Annotated in this window: 16 protein-coding genes and 1 pseudogene; 10 read left to right on the forward strand and 7 right to left on the reverse strand. The window is 58.6% G+C overall.

What is annotated here, in order from left to right; translation table 11 throughout:
* Window positions 1-29: 29 nt before the first annotated feature.
* On the reverse strand, window positions 30-659 hold the full coding sequence (locus J3P96_RS16875; RefSeq protein ID WP_434559441.1) for a LysE family translocator: 630 nt from the start codon (window positions 657-659) through the stop codon (window positions 30-32).
* A 704-nt stretch (window positions 660-1,363) separates the two neighbouring features.
* Between J3P96_RS16875 and J3P96_RS16880 the strand changes: the two genes are divergently transcribed.
* Window positions 1,364-1,843 (forward strand): endonuclease/exonuclease/phosphatase family protein, encoded by a 480-nt coding sequence (locus tag J3P96_RS16880; RefSeq protein WP_434559443.1) that lies wholly within the window; start codon window positions 1,364-1,366, stop codon window positions 1,841-1,843.
* A 156-nt stretch (window positions 1,844-1,999) separates the two neighbouring features.
* Here the strand turns inward: J3P96_RS16880 and J3P96_RS16885 are convergent, their stop codons facing one another.
* Window positions 2,000-2,455, reverse strand: coding sequence for a hypothetical protein (locus tag J3P96_RS16885; RefSeq protein WP_434559445.1), 456 nt, complete (start codon window positions 2,453-2,455; stop codon window positions 2,000-2,002).
* Between the two features lie 364 nt (window positions 2,456-2,819).
* Here J3P96_RS16885 and J3P96_RS16890 point away from each other — a divergent pair, with 364 nt between their 5' ends.
* A complete protein-coding gene (locus J3P96_RS16890) occupies window positions 2,820-6,050 on the forward strand; it encodes an AAA domain-containing protein (RefSeq protein WP_434658223.1) in 3,231 nt (1,076 codons plus the stop codon).
* Between the two features lie 365 nt (window positions 6,051-6,415).
* Complete coding sequence (locus J3P96_RS16895; protein ID WP_434559449.1) at window positions 6,416-6,598, forward strand: hypothetical protein; 183 nt, start codon at window positions 6,416-6,418, stop codon at window positions 6,596-6,598.
* 697 nt (window positions 6,599-7,295) lie between these two features.
* Here the strand turns inward: J3P96_RS16895 and J3P96_RS16900 are convergent.
* Together J3P96_RS16900 and J3P96_RS16905 are read right to left on the reverse strand one after the other, a co-directional pair.
* A pseudogene (locus J3P96_RS16900) lies at window positions 7,296-7,400 on the reverse strand (restriction endonuclease); the annotation flags it as partial.
* A 156-nt stretch (window positions 7,401-7,556) separates the two neighbouring features.
* A complete protein-coding gene (locus J3P96_RS16905; protein ID WP_434559451.1) occupies window positions 7,557-8,489 on the reverse strand; it encodes a LysR substrate-binding domain-containing protein in 933 nt (310 codons plus the stop codon).
* Window positions 8,490-8,674: 185 nt separating this feature from the next.
* Here J3P96_RS16905 and J3P96_RS16910 point away from each other — a divergent pair, with 185 nt between their 5' ends.
* From J3P96_RS16910 to J3P96_RS16940, 7 genes are all read left to right on the forward strand, one after another.
* The gene (locus J3P96_RS16910; RefSeq protein WP_434559453.1) at window positions 8,675-10,195 is read left to right on the forward strand and encodes an ABC transporter substrate-binding protein; all 1,521 of its coding nucleotides are present in this window, start codon (window positions 8,675-8,677) and stop codon (window positions 10,193-10,195) included.
* Window positions 10,196-10,298: 103 nt separating this feature from the next.
* Window positions 10,299-11,216, forward strand: a complete 918-nt coding sequence (locus tag J3P96_RS16915) for an ABC transporter permease (RefSeq protein ID WP_434559455.1) — start codon at window positions 10,299-10,301, stop codon at window positions 11,214-11,216.
* A gap of 9 nt (window positions 11,217-11,225) precedes the next feature.
* On the forward strand, window positions 11,226-12,128 hold the full coding sequence (locus J3P96_RS16920) for an ABC transporter permease (RefSeq protein ID WP_214509212.1): 903 nt from the start codon (window positions 11,226-11,228) through the stop codon (window positions 12,126-12,128).
* Between the two features lie 47 nt (window positions 12,129-12,175).
* Window positions 12,176-13,192: an ABC transporter ATP-binding protein gene (locus tag J3P96_RS16925; protein WP_434559457.1), complete on the forward strand. Its 1,017-nt coding sequence runs from the start codon at window positions 12,176-12,178 to the stop codon at window positions 13,190-13,192.
* Window positions 13,189-14,178 (forward strand): ABC transporter ATP-binding protein, encoded by a 990-nt coding sequence (locus J3P96_RS16930; RefSeq protein WP_434559459.1) that lies wholly within the window; start codon window positions 13,189-13,191, stop codon window positions 14,176-14,178. The genes J3P96_RS16925 and J3P96_RS16930 overlap by 4 nt, the downstream gene beginning before the upstream one ends.
* On the forward strand, window positions 14,175-15,599 hold the full coding sequence (locus J3P96_RS16935) for a M20 family metallopeptidase (RefSeq protein ID WP_434559461.1): 1,425 nt from the start codon (window positions 14,175-14,177) through the stop codon (window positions 15,597-15,599). The genes J3P96_RS16930 and J3P96_RS16935 overlap by 4 nt, the downstream gene beginning before the upstream one ends.
* Window positions 15,596-16,750: a M20 family metallopeptidase gene (locus J3P96_RS16940; RefSeq protein WP_434559463.1), complete on the forward strand. Its 1,155-nt coding sequence runs from the start codon at window positions 15,596-15,598 to the stop codon at window positions 16,748-16,750. The genes J3P96_RS16935 and J3P96_RS16940 overlap by 4 nt, the downstream gene beginning before the upstream one ends.
* A 10-nt stretch (window positions 16,751-16,760) precedes the next feature.
* Here the strand turns inward: J3P96_RS16940 and mdeB are convergent, their stop codons facing one another.
* From mdeB to J3P96_RS16955, 3 genes are read right to left on the reverse strand one after another with little or no spacing between them, the layout of a single operon-like run.
* Window positions 16,761-19,469 carry an alpha-ketoglutarate dehydrogenase gene (gene mdeB / locus J3P96_RS16945; RefSeq protein ID WP_434559465.1) on the reverse strand — a complete coding sequence of 903 codons (2,709 nt, stop codon included), beginning with the start codon at window positions 19,467-19,469 and terminating at the stop codon, window positions 16,761-16,763.
* Entirely contained in the window at window positions 19,460-19,879 is a 420-nt protein-coding gene (locus tag J3P96_RS16950) for a hypothetical protein (protein WP_434559467.1), read from the reverse strand. The genes mdeB and J3P96_RS16950 overlap by 10 nt, the downstream gene beginning before the upstream one ends.
* Before the next feature lie 56 nt (window positions 19,880-19,935).
* Window positions 19,936-20,397 (reverse strand): transketolase, encoded by a 462-nt coding sequence (locus J3P96_RS16955; RefSeq protein ID WP_434559469.1) that lies wholly within the window; start codon window positions 20,395-20,397, stop codon window positions 19,936-19,938.
* Window positions 20,398-20,420 lie beyond the last annotated feature (23 nt).

The raw sequence follows: 20,420 nt of genomic DNA on the forward strand, positions 1-20,420 counted from the left end.
GATCGAGCATCATCCGATCATTTGACTCTTTACTTATGAGTCAGAGCGAGTCGCACGCCTAGCCCGATGAACGTGAAACCGATCATTCTATCTATCCACCTCCTGACACGCGGGCTACTGCTGACTGCTCGTGCGGCTTTGGCCGCTAACCACGCGACGGTAATATCGTTGATTAGCCCCAGGAAGACAAAAACTGCGCCGAGCACCAAAAACGCAGCAGTTTTGTCAGCGCTATCGGGTGTTACGAATTGTGGAAAAAATGCGACGTAAAAAAGTAAGACTTTGGGATTAAACGCATTCGTCAGGAAGCCACGAAACAAAAGTGTCCTGTTTTTTAAACGGGGTGTACTAGGGCTGATGTGACTTGGAGCCGCTTTTGCGAAGATCGTCCGCACCCCCAGATAAACAAGATACATGCCACCTAGGTATTTAATCGCGATGAACGCTGATGGGGAAGTAGCCAGCAGGGCCGTGAGCCCGACCGCACAAAAAATCGTATGCAAGCATCCTCCCAAGGATACGCCCAAGGCCGACAAAATGCCGGCGCGCCTGCCATGCACCATGCTTTGGCCTGCAACGTAAGCGACGTCCGGGCCTGGCGTTGCATTGAGAGCGATTACTGCTAGTACAAACAACGGAAAGTGGACTATACCCAGCATGAAGGAATCCTTCCTCAGCGGTGATCAGCAACAATCTACCTGTTTTAAATCGATTTTCACTTTAGCCCTAAACGCTGGGATCAAGAAGATGTGTTTACCAGAAGGTAATCACGCGAGTGCTTTTTGACCGCCCCCCACCGGCTTTTTCAACAGAGTCGACCCGAGGCAGTTGTTCGCGAAGGACTGCGCACAGCTAGTTGCTGCCGCATGAGCGGATGCTCGCCCAAGCTCCGCAAGGCGTATTCCCGGGCCGCTTACGGTCTACTGCGAATATGCTAGCCGTCATCGTACCCCTCCAAGGTTCTACATATCTGCCAGATGAAGAGTCAATCGGCGTTGGCCTTGAGCCAGCCTGATAAAGTAAAGTCGATAGCTGCCTATTCCTTTCGGAAGCGTCGAGCCCTGCAGACCGCAGAGTTCAGCTAATGGGATGGCTGCGGAGCTCTACGGCCTGCTTACGCAACGGCTGCACCTTCTCCAATTGCGTTGCCGCCCTCACGAAAACCGTCAACCACGCTTTGTGACAGGCCTTTGATTCCTTCCATAAGACCATCAACCACGGCGGCAGGATTGTCTCTGACCGCATCGTCCTTGATTGCGACTAAATTTCAAACCGAACCGGCCGATACTAGCGGGCGGTCGGCCCAATTAGATGCCTATAGTGCAAAAAAGGTTCGAGGGTTTGTCCAGAGTTTCATCTCTCGATGCCATCCGGCCTCCGGTTGGTATTGTTAGTCAATCACTTCAAAAGCAAAGACTACGGTAGCCTCGCTGACTCGGCCAAAAGAAGATTTGCTCAAGCCAGTCGAGTGAAAGAGATCTATGACTCGCTGATTGAGCAAGGCGAACAATATGTCGCCGTTGTGGGGGACTTGAACGACACGCCAGGCAGCGACGCATTGAAGCCGCTCCTTGAAGATACGACGCTGAAGGATGCACTCACCCACCAACGTTTCGATGACGGCGGTTATCTTGGAAGATACGGCTCGTGCACAGCCGCCGACAAAATTGATTATTTATTGCTGTCGCCGGAGCTCTTTCTGAAGGTAAAAGCTGGTGGGGTTTACCGCAAGGGAATGTGGCCAGGTTCAAGACCGGTACGCTGGGAGACCTACCCGGAAATCATCAAGAAAGAAAATGCGGGGTCCGACCATGCTGCTGTGTGGGTAGATCTAGACATTTGAGCGCTTTGGAGCTAATCGCTGCTTTCGACCCGCCTTCGCAACCCCTACCGTTGCCTTCCCTTTCATAAACACGACACAATCTAGTTAAGCAGCCTGAACGACAGGCTGCTCAACACCCGGGGGTAGTAGTATTTCCAGGCGCCTCGTCGACAAGACTTACCGTATCTGGTACAGCACAGCAGCCCCCGGCTTGGGTTCGAAAGCCGGCACGGTGCGCTGCTCAAGTGGCATACCCTTGGCATCCCAAACTAAAGTGTCCGATGGGTACTCGTCCTTGCGGGTCATGGCGTCGATCTGCTTGACGATCACCTCCGAGCTTGCAGGCACTTCGGGGTTCCATTCAAATACGCCAACTCTGCCGTAGAACACAGCCGGCGCGTCGACATCGAGGCGCCGGTCGGGACACATGACCAGGCCGCGGTCAAGCATAACCCGCAACGCGCCGACAGGCACCGCCCTCACCGTGGGCGCGGTGCGCTCGGTGCTGTGGCCTGGGCAGACATTGGCCGAGCGAGTAACCATGTCCTCGACCACTTGACGATCGGATTGGGCCTGCGCCGAAAAGGCAACGGCGGACAGGGCGAGCACTACAAGATTTGACTTCCAGGGCACGCGAAATCTCCTATAGAAAACATACTCCAGCGTTGCGGACCGTCCCCCTGTAAAAACAGTACGTTGCCAGGGGGGCACACTTGAAGACTACCACGACATTAGTCTGCCCCACCTGCTGATACACACCATGGTGGTCACTTTAGAAAGCCACGCCATATCGTGTTCTATCGTGTGGGCCGGGTCGGTGATTAACCATTGGCAAGTACAACTTCACTTCCATGGCGTCATGAAGGAGATCTTACGTTCTCGATCACATCGTCCGTTAGCCCAGTCAGCATCGCTTCCGCGCGCCGCACGAGAAAGCAATGCGCAATGCCTGATATCCTTCCAACCAGGAATCCAAACCAGCGCTTCAAGGACGTCAATGAATCCGCAAAACATCGTGCGCTATTGGCACGCCGTCGAGCTACTGCAACCTCAGGCGGTCCCAAAGCTGAAGAAGCGCGACAGCGACTATCAGCCTTATTTCCAGGACATCCCCGCCTCCACCCAGATTCTGCCATGGATGCCAGGCAACTCCTTGAGCAGACAGCCCCTGCCCAACAAACGCGCATGGAGCCATACGCTCTATGCACATCTTTACGACAATCTGGATGTCTCCCGCCAGTTGGAGGCGCTCTATGGCGCAGACCAAGGCTACAAGGAGCCTCAACGTCGACAGTCGGCTCTGTTCGCATTGAAATTCAACGACCGGGGCATGATGGTGACCGACAGCCTGGTGTTGTCTAGCGAGGCGTGGTTTGTCGGCTGCGCCATCAACCATAAGGATTGGACTCGAGGCTTCGACGAAACCCAGGAGTTCCTTCGCGAACAGGCCAACAGCCTGCTTGGAGGTGTGGTCATGGCTGCCGACCTGGCAAGCATGACCGAGCTTATCCGCCAGGCCCTGGGGCTCGATACGTTGTTCGGCGACAAGCCGCGCATGCATCGCTTCCGCTCGGCGCCGATCAACCCGGACAAGCCCGAACATGAAGATGATCCGCTCAACAGTTTCCTGCTCAGCGACCTGGCCGATGTGGCCGATGCCCTCGCTCGCGGCAAGATCAGTGAACCGCTGGCCCGCTACCTTAGCCTGCACGATCCCAGTCAGCGGCTGCATCTAGACCAGTCCCGCGCGGACCTTGCGCTAATCGATCGCCTCGCCCCCTCGCGCTACGCCGTCGGCTGCTGGCCTGCCGAACGGCACCTGGGCCTCGTGCACTCCCAGCAACTGGCGGTCAACAGTCTGCTGCAGACGTTGGGCAACGACACCGGCGTGATGGGCGTCAACGGCCCGCCAGGTACAGGGAAGACAACCCTGTTGCGCGACCTGATTGCCGCCGTGGTGACGCAGCGAGCCGATGTGTTGGCTTCGCTGAGCAAGGCCTCGGAGGCCTTCGTCCAGAATGGCCGCGAATCTGCCAACGATGGCGGACGCGAGCGCTATGCTTACCAACTTGACCCGCGCCTGTTCGGCTTCGAGATGGTGGTGGCCTCTTCCAACAACGGTGCCGTCGAGAATGTAACTCTTGAGTTGCCCCAGCGCGACAAAATCGACCCGTCCTGGTTGCCCGATGCCGAATATTTCAGCGAGCTTGCCGAGCTAACCAGCGGCAGGCCTGCCTGGGGCCTGATCTCTGCAGCGTTGGGCAGCAAATCCAAGCGCACCCAGTTTGTCGAGCGCTTCTTCTATGGCAAACGTCCTTCTAAAGCGACGAAGTCAGAAAACGAGCCAGCGCCTCTAAACCTGGAACCTCTCGACAGCCAAGCCCCGGACGAAGACCTGTACACCGGTGAGCCTATGCTCGACAACCCGGAAGCGAACAACGAGCCGGCGCCCAAGGGCATGCGTGAGTGGCTGAACGAGCAGGCGCAGCAGATGAAGCTGCTCGCGCCTGCCGAAAAAGCCACCCTCTGGCGTGCCGCCGTCAAGCAGTACCAGGACGCCAAGGACGCCGAACAGGCGCTGCGTGCTCAGGTCAGCGACATCCTGGAACGGATCCAGGCCGTGATCAGTGCCAAGGCGCGGATCAGACAGAAGGAACAGGAGCGTCAGATACGCCTGACGCAACGCCGCAGCCTCGACGAGGAACAAACCACCCTTGAGATCCGGCAGCTAACGCCCGCCCGTGAGCAGCTGCAGCGTGAACTCCAAGCCCTCGAAGCGCACTTTGTACAAAAGCCCGGCCTGCTCGCCAACCTGTTTAGCCTATGGGGTGCTCATCGTAAGTGGTCCGTCCGGCAACGCCTGCTCGACAGCGCCCATGCCCTGGCCCGAGAGGCCTTCGACAGCGCCCAACGCCAACTGCAGCGACTCAGCGCCCAACTCAGCCAACTCAATCGACAACTGGCCACGGACGAACAGCAGATCAACGAAGCCATACGCCACGCCACCCTGCAAATCGACAAAGCTCGCAGCGTTGCCCAGGCCGGCCAGGCCGAACACCTGCTGATTTGGCTCACGCAAGGCCAGCTCGGCAGAGGCAGCGAGATCGAACTGCTCGAACCCTGGATCCTCGAAGGCTGGCGCCAGGCCAGGTCAAAAGTGTTCATCGAAGCGCTCAAGCTACATCGCACCTTCTTCCAGATCGAAGCCTCACGCCTGGGCAATAACTTGACCTTCATCACCAGCCTGCTGACCGGAAGCCGTTATCGTGGTGTGTCCCAAGCCGTGATGCGCTCGGCCTGGGCGTCGCTGTTCATGGTGGTGCCGGTGCTTAGTAGCACCTTTGCCTCATTCGCCCGCTCCTTCGGTAGCCTCGGTTGCGGCGAGATCGGCTGGCTGCTGGTGGACGAAGCCGGCCAGGCCACCCCGCAGGCTGCAGTGGGCGCGCTATGGCGCGCGCGCCGTGCCATACTGGTCGGTGATCCGCTGCAATTGGAGCCCATCGTCACCGTCTCCGACGCTGTGCTTGAGCACATGCGCACCCGCTATCAGGTAGACGCCCACTGGCTGCCCAACCGTCAGTCCGCCCAAACCCTTGCCGACCATGCCACCCCTTGGGGCCGCATGGCCGGCCCACAAGGCCAAAAATGCTGGGTCGGCCTGCCGCTGGTAGTGCACCGGCGCTGCGACAAGCCGATGTTCGACCTGGCCAACCGCATCGCCTACGACGGCGCAATGGTCTATGGCACCATTGCCCCGTCCGCGGCCAAGGAGACCCCAGCCCGCCTACCCACCGGTTGGGTGCACGCAAGCGGTCGCTCTTCCGGCAATTGGGTCGACAACGAAGGGCACGCCCTCGAACATCTGCTCGGGTTGCTTGATGCCGATGGCGTACCACCCGACAGTATCGCCGTCATTACACCCTTTCAGGACGTACGCAACCAGCTCAAGGACCGTCTCCCCGAGAAGATCGTACGAGGCACCATCCACACCATGCAGGGCAAGGAAGCCGCAGTCATCATCCTCGTCTTGGGCGGTAACAGCGAAAACGCCGGCGCTCGCAATTGGGCAGTTTCTCAACCTAACCTCCTCAACGTCGCCGCCACCCGCGCCAAGCGCCGGCTGTATGTGATCGGTGATCGCAATGACTGGAAGCAGCGTAATCTCTTCTGCAACGTCATGGACCTGCTACCCGCCCATCCCCAGATGACTGCCGATACACCCGCATGACAAAAGGCCGCCTCGAGTATTCGAGGCGGCCTGACGATTCAAGAAGCCACTACTGCAGTTTGAAGGAGGTATCGAAACTGGCACATCTAACCTAGATTATTTCGTTTCTCTGTCTTTGCGACGAGGGAATAGGTCATCTGTACTATTGATATAGATAGCTCTCCGTAATCAAATGGATCTGAGGAGCGTGCTTCGCTGAATCAACGTTGTTTCAGTGTTAACCACCCCCCACCGCTTTACTTATTCAGATGCAGTTGACAAGCAAAAAAGTGGGATCCCTGCCACAGGAATGGCGGCTCGTTTTGACAACCGCTGCCCCTTCACCGGCTAGCCCGTAGAGCGACAGAGTGATAGAGGAAGTCTCCATGAGTAAAAAAACGAAGAAAACACGTTGGACCATTGGAACTGCTCTCGCCCTTTCAGTGGGGCTCGCGTTTAGCGGCACGGCAAGTGCCTTTACCTTTGAACACGGCTGGAGTTGCCAGAATAAGTGGTATCAAATGGGGCTTATCGAGCTGATTGCTTGTGGGGGTGGAGGCGATGGTTAATTCTTTTGGCTTTTTACTCGTGAATGCACATGTAACAAAATCCTTAGCCAACTAATAACCAGGGCGTTACACATAATATGCAACGCCCTATCAAAACCATAAGCATCTAAAACACTTCTCCACCTTCTGATTAAAAGCACACACTGAGTGCAACCTAGCAAGACCGATGGTGCTTATTGCAACTTTACTTAAAATTCCAATCCACTCAAGGAATGACTGTATGGTTTTTTATAAAGCACCACTACTCACACTCCTCTCTCTGCTTACACTTTCCTTATCGGGGTGCTCTACAATTGCACCTGAACGTTCCGCCGCAAGTGAACTTATGGGAAAAAACATTCAGGAGGCATAGAAAAAATTTGGCAAGCCTTCTTTAACCTTAACAGAGCACTCAGTAAGTTCAAGTCATGAGCTGTATGGACAAAAAATATACGTATTCGACAGCTATGGAACTAATTACGACCAGCAAACAGCTGTAGGCTCATATATGGACACATCATCTGGACAGCCAATCAACGTGCAGCAGATTCAAACAAAAAATATTCAGGAGCGCTGCACCGTCTCATTCTGGGTTAAAAACGACAGCAGCGTAATAGATTATTATGAAGTGAAGGGGAACTGTGGGATATCTGGATCGGGACTAGGCAACACTGGAGCCCTTCATTATATGGGCATCAATTAAGAACATTAATTAGGGAGAATCCGCCGCCACCCAGTACGTCCCCTCGATGATGACGTAGGGTTCGCTAAACGCGCTTTGTTCTTCTCGTACGGGCTCGATTGCCAGAACAGCTATATTCCAGAAATGTGGGACTTTTTCTGAGGTGGCTGCAGTCTACCTCCTCTCCCGTTGCAGTTGCCCTGGGTCACCCTGCGGCAACTTTGCCCCGTTCGCTGGTCTGAAAAATGTTCCTAAGAAAGATTCGGATCGCCCCCCGGGCATCGGGTGTGCGAAACCTCACGGACGGCCTCCTTTTAACGACGCTCCGCTTTCCAGATCAGCAATCAAAAAATCCCTGAACGCAGAAACCGCCGCCGGTAAATTGCGGCCCGCCATGCTTTGCAGTTCTATACGTCGTGCCTGCATGCCTTCATCGAGGATCGGCACGCATTGCAGGGCCTTGTCCGCTACCTGTTTTTGCAAGGTCATTTCGCTGGCCAGGCTGATAACGCCTTCTTCGCGGACGAAGCTATAGAGCGCGGCCACATAATTGGTGGTCAACACCGGGTCGAACAACAACCCCTGTACACCGCAACAGATGTCGAACAGCTGCCGTATCGTGGTGTCAGCCTTGGGTAACGCAATGGGCCAGGGCTGCAGCTCAGCGAGGCTGACCGCTTCGCGCCCGGCCAGGGGATGGGAATTGGCGACCACGGCAAAAATCGCCCCGCTCATGACATGTTCGACCTTGATTTCACTTTGCGGCGTCAGGCTGAAGGTCATCGCCAGATCGGCTTCGCCGGAACGCACCTTTTCGGTCGCTTCGGCCGGCGCACAGACCTCCAATGTGAAATGAATACCCTGATACTCACGCCTGAATGCGCTGATGCTCCGGGGCATGTACTCCAGTGCAAACCCTTCCGAGCAGGCAACATGCACATGGCCCCGCTGCAAGCCGTGCAGCTCGGTGATCTCAAGCACTACCTGCTCGGCCTCAAGCTGCGACTTGCGCGCATAAGCCGCCAGTCGCGCCCCCGCCTCGCTGAGCACCATGCCTCGGGCACGGCGCTCGAACAGGCTGGCGTCCAGAGCCAACTCGAGCTTGGCAATTTGTCGGCTCACCGCTGAGGCTGCGACGTTCAAGCGCACCGAGGCTTCGCTGATCGATCCGCATCGCGCCACTTCCAGAAAATAACGCAGTGCCGTGGACTGCACACCATACAGCTGCATCGGCGCCTCCAGGGAATTGCCTTTTCGGCAACGCAAGTATCGAAATATTATTCTTGTGGCATTGATAGCCTTTCCCTACATTCGTGTATATACCAAAAAACATGACCTGACCGCTTCATCCTCCTTTGCGCATTTGCGATTCGCTGCCCTTTGATTCAACCACTCTCGCCAACGGAGACGACGGCATGGGCATCAAAGGTTTCGCCTGCAGCATTGCGCTGGCAGGCCTCATCAGCAGTTTTCCGGCGCATGCCGGTAAAGCCAACGACACCCTGGTTTACGCTTCCGACAGCGAGCCTGAAAACATCAGTCCCTATCACAACGATTTGCGCGAAGGGGTGATTCTCGGCCGGCTGATCTGGGACAACCTGATCTACCGCGATCCCAACAGCGGCGAATACAAACCCATGTTGGCTACCCGCTGGACACAGGTTGACGACACCACCCTCGACTTCGAGCTGCGCAAAGGCGTCAAATTTCACAACGGCGACGCCTTCACCGCCGACGACGTGGTGTTCACCCTCAACTACGTGGTATCGCCTGAAGCGAAAGTCGTTACCGTGCAAAACGTAGACTGGATCAAGAGCGCCGAAAAAACCGGTGACTACAGCGTCCGCCTGCATTTGAAGAAACCTTTCCCTCCGGCATTGGAATACCTGTCCAACGCCGTTCCGATGTTTCCCAAGCAGTACTTCGAGAAAGTCGGCCTGGCTGAGTTCAGCCGCAAGCCAGTGGGTACCGGGCCGTATAAAGCCGTGTCGGTGGTGGCTGGCGAAGGCGTGACCATGGAGATCAACAAGGACTACTTTCCGGACAGCCCACAAGGCAAGCCGCATATCGGCCACCTGAAGTTCCGGGTGATCCCGGATGCGGAAACCCGCCTGGCAGAGTTGATGACCGATGGTGTCGACTGGACGTGGCGTGTGACCCCGGATCAGGCAGTCGACCTCAAAGGTATGCCGAACCTGACCGTGACCAGCGGCGAAACCATGCGCATCGGTTTCCTGATTCTCGATGCTCGGGGCACCTCCACTGAAAACTCGCCGATGAAGCACCTCAAGGTACGCCAGGCCATCAACCATGCGATCAACCGCAATGCGCTGGCCACGCAATTGGTGGGTGGCGAAGCCAAGCCTTTGCAGGTGGCCTGTTATCCAGGCCAATTCGGTTGCGATACCACCGCGGCCACGGTCTACAACTACGACCCGGCCAAGGCCAAGGCGCTGCTCGCCGAGGCCGGCTACCCCAATGGCTTCGAGACAGAAATCTTCGCTTATCGCGACCGGGATTACGTCGAAGCCATCATTGGCAACCTGCGGGCCGTGGGCATCAACGCCAAACTGCGCTACTTGAAGTACGCCGCCCTGCGCGATCAGCAACGTGGCGGCAAGGTGCCCATGTCGTTTCAGGCCTGGGGCTCGTTCTCGATCCTCGACACCTCGGCGTCGGCCGGCACCTGGTTCAAGGGCAACCCGGACGACAACATCAAGGACCCGCAAGTCCAGGGCTGGTTGCAGACCGCTGACAACGCCCTCGACCCGCAATTGCGCAAAGACAACTACCGCATGGCGTTGCAGCGCATCAGCGAACAGGCGTACTGGGCACCGCTGTTCAACTACTCGATGAACTACGCCTACACCGCCGATCTGGCGTTCACGCCGTATCCGGATGAGCTGCCGCGTTTCGTTCAGTCCAGCTGGAAGTAATCCGCCACCGAGCGGATTGATCGAGGTGCCGTGGCGCGCGAACTGACCCGCACCACGGACACGTCCTCACACCTGTCATCCATTGGATATGAGGAAACTTGCCATGCTTGGATTCCTTCTGCGCCGTCTGGGCATCGCCATTTGCGTTGCCATTACCGTGTCGGTGATCAGCTTTTCTCTGTTGCACTTGTCCGGCGACCTGGCCACGGCCATTGGCGGACCTGAAGCCACCAGCGAGCAGATCGAACAGATCCGCGTGCAGTACGGTTTGAACAAACCACTACCGACCCAGTACTTCAACTGGCTGGGCGACTTGTTGCGGCTGGACCTGGGCAACTCGTTTTTCTTTCAGGAGTCGGTCTACAACCTCGTCGCCAGCCGCTTGCCGATTACCCTCGGGTTAGGCGCCATGGCGCTGGCTATCGCCTTGCTGGTAGCGATTCCACTGGGCGTGCTGGCCGCGGTCAAACGCGACACCTGGATTGACCGATTGGCCTTGAGCATCGCCGTGCTGGGTCAGGCAATGCCAAGTTTCTGGTTTGCGCTGATGCTGATTGTAGTGTTCGCGGTGACGCTCAAGTGGCTGCCGGTGTCCGGCAACTCGACGATGCTGCACTTCGTCATGCCGGCCATTGCCTTGGGTTATTACGCGACGCCGGCAATTATGCGTCTGACCCGTGCCGGCATGCTCGATGTGCTCAGTTCCGATTACATCCGCACCGCCCGCGCCAAGGGCCTGCGCCCTGCCCGCGTGTTGTTCAAGCATGCGCTGCGCAACGCCTTGATTCCGGTCGTCGCACTGGCGGCGGTGGAGTTTGGCTTCATGCTCGGCGGTTCGGTAGTGATCGAAACCGTGTTCTCCCTGCAAGGTATCGGACAGCTCGCCTGGGACGCCATCGCCCGTGACGACTTTCCTGTCGTACAGGCCGTGGTCCTGCTCATCGCGGTGATCTACATCATCCTCACCTTGCTGGCCGATGTGCTCAACGCACTGCTCGACCCGCGCATTCGCGTGCGCTAGGAGGCTTACATGAGCACCCCCACTACCCTCGCGATCAATGACTACCTGCCACCCCCCAGCAGCCTGAGCCGCGTACTTGGCAAGAGCTTTCGCCATCGTGGCTTCGCCATCGGCACGGTGTTGTTGCTGATCATCTTCACGGGTGCACTGTTCGCGCCGTGGCTGGCACCTTATGACCCGTATGCGCAAGACGTGATGCTGCGTATGAAACCGCCGGTATGGATGGCCAACGGCACCTGGGAATACGTCCTGGGCACCGACAAGCTGGGCCGTGACTACCTGTCACGACTGCTCTACGGCGCACGTATCTCACTGTTCATCGGCATTGCCGCGGCGCTTATTTCCGGCTTTATCGGCACCGTCATGGGGCTATTGGCGGGTTACTACGGCGGCAAGGTCGATGCGTTTATCAGCTACCTGATCACCACCCGGCTGGCGATGCCGGTCGTGATGGTCGCACTGGCCTCGGCCTCGCTGATGGGCGGCTCGCTGAAAGTGGTGATTGTGCTGCTCGGCTGCCTGCTCTGGGATCGCTTCGCGGTGGTGGTCAGGGCTTCGGTGCAACAGATTCGCGATGCTGAATATGTGGCTTCGGCCCAGGCGCTGGGCTGTTCGACCCTGCGCATTCTGGTCAGTGAAATCCTGCCCAATCTGGTCGGCGCATTGATCGTCGTCGCGACGCTGGAAATGGCACACGCGATCCTGCTGGAGTCGGCACTGTCGTTCCTCGGGGTGGGTGTGCAGCCGCCAACGCCGTCCTGGGGCTTGATGATCGCCGAAGGCAAACCCTACATGTTCTTTTCCCCGTGGGTCATCGCCATTCCCGGCGTCGCCCTGATGATTCTGGTGCTGGGCATCAACCTGGTCGGCGATGGCCTGCGCGATCTGATCCTGCCCGACGGCCGTAGCTGATAGACAGCCGTAACTGATAGATGCCGTAACTATAGAAGGTACCGAACATGGCACTACTCCATGTAGAAAACCTGCGCGTGGATATCCCCATGGGCAACCGCCCGACGCCGGATGACATGCTGCATGCGGTGCGCGGTCTGACCTTTGAAGTCGAGCGCGGTGAAATGTTGTGCATCGTCGGCGAATCCGGCTGCGGTAAATCCTTGACGTCGCTGGCGCTGATGGACCTGTTGCCACGCAAGGCCAAGCGCACGGCGTCGCGGCTGATGCTGGACGGCATCGACATGATCGGCCAGAGCGAACGGCACATGTGCGACCTGCGCGGCAACCGCCTGGCGATGATCTTCCAGGAACCGATGACCTCGCTGAATCCGGCCTACAGCATTGGCGATCAACTCAGCGAAGTGCTGACCCGGCATCGCAAGGTGTCGCGCAAGGAAGCCCTGTTGCGCGCCGGGCAGATGCTGGAGAAAGTCGGCATCAGCAATGCCACCGAGCGCTTGCGCCAGTACCCGCATCAACTGTCTGGCGGTTTGCGCCAGCGGGTGATCATTGCCATGGCGCTGATGTGCGAACCGGACCTGATCATTGCCGATGAGCCCACCACTGCATTGGACGTGACCATTCAAGCGCAGATCCTGCACCTGATTCGCGACATTCAGAAAGAGCTCGGCCTGGCGGTGATCTTCATCACCCACGACCTGGGACTGGTGGCGCGAATCGCCGATCGGGTCGCCGTGATGTACGCCGGGGAAATCGTCGAAACCGCCCCTGCCTTGCAGCTGTTCGAGAACCCGCAGCATCCGTACACACGTGGTCTGCTGGCCAGTATCCCGATCCCGGGCCAGACCAAACCGGGGGCGGCGCTGGGTTCGATTCCAGGTCTGGTGCCAAGCCTGGTAGGCGAACAGCAAGGGTGTGCGTTCCGCAATCGTTGCGGTCAGGCGATACCGGCCTGCGCGCAAGACATCCCCGAAGTCGAGCAGGACGGACACATGGCGCGCTGTCTGTTCGCCGCACCAGCCCCGGCACCGATTCGCCTTCAGGAGCGTGCACGGTCATGAAAAAAGACATCGCTTTGGAGCTGTGCGACATCCGTCGCGAGTTTCGGATCAACCAGGGCTTTTTCAAACCCGCCGCCACCCTGAAGGCCGTGGATGGCGTTTCCCTGCGGCTGATGCGGGGCGAGACCCTCGGCCTGGTGGGTGAGTCCGGTTGCGGAAAAAGTACCCTGGCAAAGCTGCTGCTCGGCCTGTTGCCGCCTACCAGCGGCGATGTGCTGGTCAATGGTAAACATCTGGCGGCGACGGATCGCAAGACAATGTCCCGGCACATCCAGCCGATATTCCAGGACCCGTATTCTTCGCTGAACCCACGCAAGACGCTGCGCGAAATCATTACCCTGCCGCTGATCGTGCATGACATCGGCAGCCCCGCCGAGCGGCGCAAGAAGACCGAAACGATGCTCGATGTGGTCGGTCTGCCCAAGCGGGTGATCGACAGCTACCCGAGCCAGTTGTCCGGCGGACAACGCCAGCGCGTCTCGATCGCACGCGCGCTGATCATGCGCCCCGATGTGTTGATCTGCGACGAGCCCACCTCGGCACTGGATGTGTCGGTGCAGGCGCAGATCCTCAACCTGCTGCAAGACCTCAAGCGCGAATTCGGCCTGACCTATCTGCTGATCAGCCACAACCTCGCGGTCATCGAACACCTCGCCGACCGGGTCGCGGTGATGTACCTGGGGCGCATCGTCGAAGAACGTACGCGCGAAGCGTTGTTTGCCGAACCCGGCCACCCTTATACCCGCGCCTTGCTGGACTCGGTGCTCACCCCCGATCCGCGTCTGGGCATTCCCGACATCGGCCTGCACGGCACCTTTCCCAATCCGATGTCACCGCCGTCCGGTTGCGCGTTTCACCCGCGCTGCCCGAGCTGCTTCGCACCCTGCAAAACGGCCTACCCGGCCAATGATTCCATTATCGGCGGCAACGTGCGTTGCCACCTTCACGACAGTCCCGCCCAAACACTGGAGCTTGTCCACTCATGAGTCGTTCATTGGCCATCAGCAACACCACCGCGCAATTCGACAACGGCGCTTTTTTAAACCTGCTCGAACGCAGCGTCGCCTTGCACACCGAAAGCCAGGCATCGGACAGCCAGCCCGAGTTGTATCGCTACCTCAATGACTTCATCACCCCGCATGTCGAGGCAATGGGCTTCAGCGTCAAGATCTATGACAACCCGGTGGCAGAGCGTGGCCCCTTCATGATCGCCACACGCATCGAACATCCGGAACTGCCGACCGTACTCAGCTACGGCCATGGTGATGTGGTGCGCGGCTATGAAGCGCAATGGCGTGAAGGCCTGTCCCCGTGGCAAGTCACTGTCGAAGGTGATCGCTGGTACGGCCGCGGCACGGCGGACAACAAAGGCCAGCACTTGATCAACCTGACCGCGCTGGAGCAAACGCTCAAGGCTCGCGACGGCAAGCTGGGTTTTAACGTCAAGCTGCTGCTGGAAATGGGCGAAGAAGAAGGCTCGCCGGGCTTGAACGCGTTCTGTGCCGCCCACAGCGAAGAGCTTGCGGCAGATATCTTCATCGCCTCGGACGGCCCGCGCCTGGCGGCATCACGACCGACGATTTTTCTCGGCTCACGCGGGGTGTTCAATTTCGAGCTGGTGGTCAATTTGCGCGAAGGCGCCCATCACTCTGGCAACTGGGGCGGCTTGCTGGCCAACCCAGGCATCATTCTGGCCAATGCCATCGCCAGCATGGTCGATGAACAGGGCCGGGTGAAAGTGGCAGGCCTACAGCCCGAGTCACTGCCGGAACCGGTTCGCCGGGCACTGGCTGATATTGATGTGGGCGGCGGCCCGGGCGATCCGGAAATCGACGCCAACTGGGGTAACCCACAGCTCTCGCTGAGCGAAAAGGTGTTCGGCTGGAACACCCTCGACGTCATCGCCTTCAAGACCGGCAACCCGGATGCCCCCGTGCATGCGATCCCTGGTAGAGCCAATGCCCACTGCCATATCCGCTTCGTAGTGAACAGCGACTACACGACCTTTATCCCGGCGGTTCGTGCCCACCTGGATGCCCATGGCTTCAGCAATGTCGAGGTCAAGCAAAGTCGCATCGATGTGATGCATGCCACTCGGCTGGACCCGCAAAGCCCGTGGGTCAATTGGGCGCTCAGCTCGTTGACACAGACCACCGGTAAAAAACCTGCGCTGCTGCCAAACCTTGGGGGCTCGCTGCCCAACGACGTCTTCGCCGACGTGCTTGGCCTGCCGACCTTGTGGGTACCGCACTCGTACCCGGCCTGCTCGCAACATGCGCCGAATGAGCACTTGTTGGCGCCGGTGGTCAAGGAAAGCCTGCAAATCATGGCCGGTCTGTTCTGGGACCTGGGCAACGATGCGGCACGCCTGACTCAGGAGCACCAGTTGCGGGAGCAGGCGCAATGAGCGACTCGCCACAACAGGCGCTGGACTGGCTTGCCGGCCAGCGCCACGCCATGGAGTCGCTGCTACAACGTATCGTTGACACCGACTCCAACAGCTATGACAAGGCGGGCGTCGACGCGGTGGGCGCGCTGCTCGCGACGGAACTGGAAGCCGACGGCATCCTGCTCAAGCGCATGCCGGTCGATGATTTTGGCGACGTGCTACTCGCAGAGGTGCCAGGCGCATCTGGAAAGCCGGTGCTGTTGCTGGGCCATCGCGACACGGTGTTTCCCAAAGGCACCACCTCGACGCGCGGCTACAGCCGCGCTGCCAACCTCGCCTATGGCCCCGGCGTCGCCGACATGAAAGGCGGCCTGGTGCTCAATTGCTTCGCGCTCAGGGCACTCAAGCGCGCCGGTCAGTTGCCCTACCCGGTGCAGGTCCTGTACACCGGCGACGAAGAAATCGGCTCCGGCAGCGCCAGGACCCATATCGAAAAAGCCGCCCGTGGCGCCCGTGCCGTGCTCAATACCGAACCCGGCCGGGCCAGCGGCAACGTGGTCAGCGCACGCAAAGGCGGCGCCACGCTGATCATCGAAGTCAGCGGCCGCGCGGCGCATGCCGGGGTCAACCATGCCGACGGCGCCAGTGCCATCGAAGCCCTGGCACGCAAGATCGTCAAGCTCCATGCCTTGACCGATTACACAGCAGGCATCACGACCAATGTCGGCCTGATAGCCGGTGGCACCTCCAGCAACACCGTCGCGCCCAGCGCCTCTGCCCGGCTGGATGTGCGCTTCATCGAACTCAAGCACTGGGATCAACTCTTTACCGAAATTCAGGCCATCGTCGCAGAGGAAGAACTGGCAGGCACCCGCGCCATCCTCAAGGAAGCGACAACCTTTCTACCAATGGAAGCCTGTCACAGCGAACGGCTGCTGCAAATCTACCAACAAGAAGCGCTGGCGCTGGGTTTCAGCGTCGAAGGTGAGTTCACCGGCGGTTGTGCCGACTCCGGATTCACAGCAAGCCTGGGCATTGCGACCCTGTGTGGCCTCGGGCCAGTGGGTGGCAAAGTCCATACCGACCGTGAATATCTGGAACTGGACACGCTGGTGCCTCGCGCTCTGGCGTTGGTGGCGACCATTCTGGCGGTCGGTGATAACTGTTGATTGCCCGGTTTCAAGCGTCCCAAGGGGCCACCGCGTCAACATCAATCGCGTAGCGTTCAATGGCCTCGGCACATACATTGGCATCGAGGCGCGCAGTGTTCACCAATGCAGTCAATGCACTCAGGACAATCTGGTGGCGGTCCACTTCGAAGAACCTGCGCAGCTGACTGCGGGTATCGCTGCGGCCAAATCCATCGGTGCCGAGTACCGTGTAGTGGGCGTCGAGATAACTGGCGATCAACTGCGGCAGGGCGCGAACGTAGTCGGTGCAGGCAATGATCGGCGCCGAGTCGTTGAGCGACACCTGGACATGACTGCGGCGCGAAGGTTGTCCAGGATGCAGTCGATTCCAGCGCTCCACTTCGCGCGCATCACGAGCCAACTCGGTGAAGCTGGTCACGCTCCAGACCTGGCTGTCGACACCCCAATCGCTGGCCAGCAACTCGGCGGCGCCAATCACTTCGCGCAGGATGGCGCCGGAGCCCAGCAACTGCACACGTCCACGCGCACCCTCGACTTCATGCCCGGCGAACCGATACATGCCCTTGATAATCGCCTGTTCGACGCCGTCAGGAAGGCTGGGCTGCGGGTAGTTCTCGTTCATCAAGGTGACGTAATAAAACTCGTCCACCTGACGCTCCAGCATCTGGCGCATGCCGTGATCCAGGATCACCGCGAACTCGCAGGCGAATGCCGGATCGTAAGCCCGGCAATTGGGGACCATCGCCGCCATCAGATGACTGTTGCCGTCCTGGTGCTGCAGACCTTCACCGCCCAATGTCGTGCGGCCGGCGGTGGCCCCGAGCAGAAAACCGCGAGCCCGTTGATCCGCTGCGGCCCAGATCAGGTCGCCGATGCGCTGGAAACCGAACATCGAGTAATAGATGTAGAACGGCAGCATCGGCAAGCCATGCACCGAATAGCTGGTCGCTGCTGCAACCCAGGAACTGATCGCCCCTGCCTCGCTGATGCCCTCTTCGAGAATTTGGCCGTCCAGCGCTTCTCGATAGCTCAGGATCGAGCCGATGTCTTCCGGCTCATATCGCTGCCCCACGCTGGAGTAAATGCCGATCTGCTTGAACAGGCTGGCCATGCCGAACGTACGCGCTTCATCCGCCACGATCGGCACGATGCGCGGGCCCAGTTGTTTGTCCCGCAGCAAACCACTGAGCATTCGCACGAACGCCATGGTGGTAGACATCTCCTTGCCATCCGCGGCAATGGCAAACGTGCCATAGCTGCTGACGTCAGGCACCGCCAATGATTCGGCGGTCGAAGGACGCGATGGCATGTACCCGCCCAATGCACGGCGACGCTCATGCAGATAGCGCATTTCAGCACTGTTTTCAGCGGGCTTGAAGAAGCTCAACGAGGCGGCCTGCTCATCGGTCAGCGGCAGGTTGAAACGTTTGCGGAACGCGATCAGCGCCTCCTTGTCGAGCTTCTTCTGCTGGTGCACGGTCATCTTGCCCTGTCCGGCATCGCCCATGCCGAAGCCTTTCTTGGTCTGCGCCAGAATCACAGTGGGCTTGTTGCCTTCGCGCAGTGCGCTTTGATAGGCGGCGAAGATCTTCACCATGTCGTGACCGCCCCGTTTCAGACGATCGATCTGCTCATCCGTCAGGCCGTGTACCAGATGGGCCAATGCCTCGTTCTGGCCAAAGAAATGTTCCCGGTTGAAGCGCCCGTCTTTGGCCGCGAACGTCTGGAACTGCCCATCGACAGTACTGGACAGCGCCTTGACTAGCGCGCCATCTGTATCGCGCGCAAACAAACTGTCCCAGTCGGAACCCCAGACCAGTTTGATGACGTTCCAGCCTGCCCCACCAAACAACGCCTCCAACTCGTCAATGATGCGTCCATTGCCACGAACCGGCCCGTCCAGCCGTTGCAGGTTGCAATTGACCACCCAGACCAGATTATCCAGCCCTTCCCGGGTGGCCATCGTCAGCGCCGACATGCTTTCCGGCTCATCCATTTCGCCGTCGCCAAACACGCCCCAGACGGTTCGACCCGTGGTGTCTTGCAGGCCCCGGTGCTCCAGGTAACGCATGAAACGCGCCTGGTAGATCGAACTGATTGGACCAATGCCCATGGAGCCCGTCGGAAACTGCCAGAAATCCGGCATTAGCCAAGGATGCGGGTAACTCGACAACCCTCGGGCGCCCTTGGCGCATGCGCCGATCTCTTGCCGATAATGCATTAGGTCCTTTTCTTCCAGGCGGCCCTCGAGGAACGCCCGGGCATAGACCCCTGGCGCCGAATGCGGTTGATAGAACACCAGATCGCCACCGTTGCTGTCGGTCCGCGCTTTGAAAAAATGATTGAAGCCCACTTCGAACAAGTCCGCCGCGCTGGCATAACTGGCGATATGTCCGCCCAATTCGCCATAAGCGTGGTTGGCCCTGGCAACCATCGCCAACGCGTTCCAGCGCATGATCGAGGCCAGCCGTTCTTCGATGGCCAGGTCCCCTGGAAATACCGGCTGGCGCTCGACACCGATGGTATTGATGTAGGGCGTGCCATGGCTGGGCCGCCAATCGATGTCCGAGGCGCTTGCCACAGTCATCAGCATGTCGAGGATCTGCTTGGCCTGAACCGCGCCGCTATGGGCGATAACCGACAGCAAGGCGTCCCGCCATTCAGCAATTTCTTGAGCATCTTCGGTGGCCTGGCCCGGCCATTGGGCGTGAATATCGGACAGGTCGTTCATGGGCATATCCTGCAAATGTCGGGTAACGTTTCAAGGCGTGAATAGCTCAATCGGGCGAGTTTCTTGACCTGCTCTACCGCTTCAATCACGGAGCGCTCGGCCCAGCTGCCTTGCCCTATCTGGTAGATGCACGGATTGCCAATGGAAAGATCATTTAACAGAGACTCTTCCAGTTCACCGCAAACGAGAAAGCTGTAATCACACCCCGCGACGTGTACTTCAACGCACCTTTGCGCCCCCCTGCCTGAAGGCTCAACCTGTACCAGCGCGATATTGTCAAAACAGCTGAACCCGTGATGCATCAGGTCAATATGATCACTGTCCATTGCGGACACGATGACCACGATGCGCGTACAGCTCGAAGGCTCACGCATCCACTTCAGGGTTTTAGAACGACAGTCGGCAGATCGGCTCATGGATGTGGCCTTTCTATTTGGAGAATAAATTCAGGCGAGAATGGCGATGACATCTGCTAGCTGAAACAACGTTCCTGCAACCCGCTTTTCACCAGTGTCCGGGTCACCGATAAAATCTCTTCCACCTGTTTATCGATCGCTGCCTGGGAGGCTGCGTCTCCCAGCTTGAGGACACGCAGTGGGTGTCCGCAGACTGATCCCAGCCAGGTCAGACGGGGTATCGGGGTGTCTTCGATATCCAGTAAAAAACAACCTTTGGAGATACCGTGCAGCAGTTGGCTGGCCCGACAGGTGCTAGCCGGCACCGGCTCTATCGAGTGGGCCCCAAACTGCAGCCAGTCGAGCATGAATGCCTTGGATTGCTGGACCACCAGATAGGCAACCTGGTCCCAGTCGTCGATCGCCATGTGCAACGAGTCAATCATGTACTTGGGCAACGCTGCGCTGGTCACGATGACAACGCCGGTATCCGCCAGGGGTTCTTTCACCCAGATTGCAGACTGCGATAACGCATGCATGATGGTACTCCCGGTGTGATTCC

Source organism: Pseudomonas sp. R3-56 (assembly GCF_051132075.1).
Taxonomy (GTDB): Bacteria; Pseudomonadota; Gammaproteobacteria; order Pseudomonadales; family Pseudomonadaceae; genus Aquipseudomonas.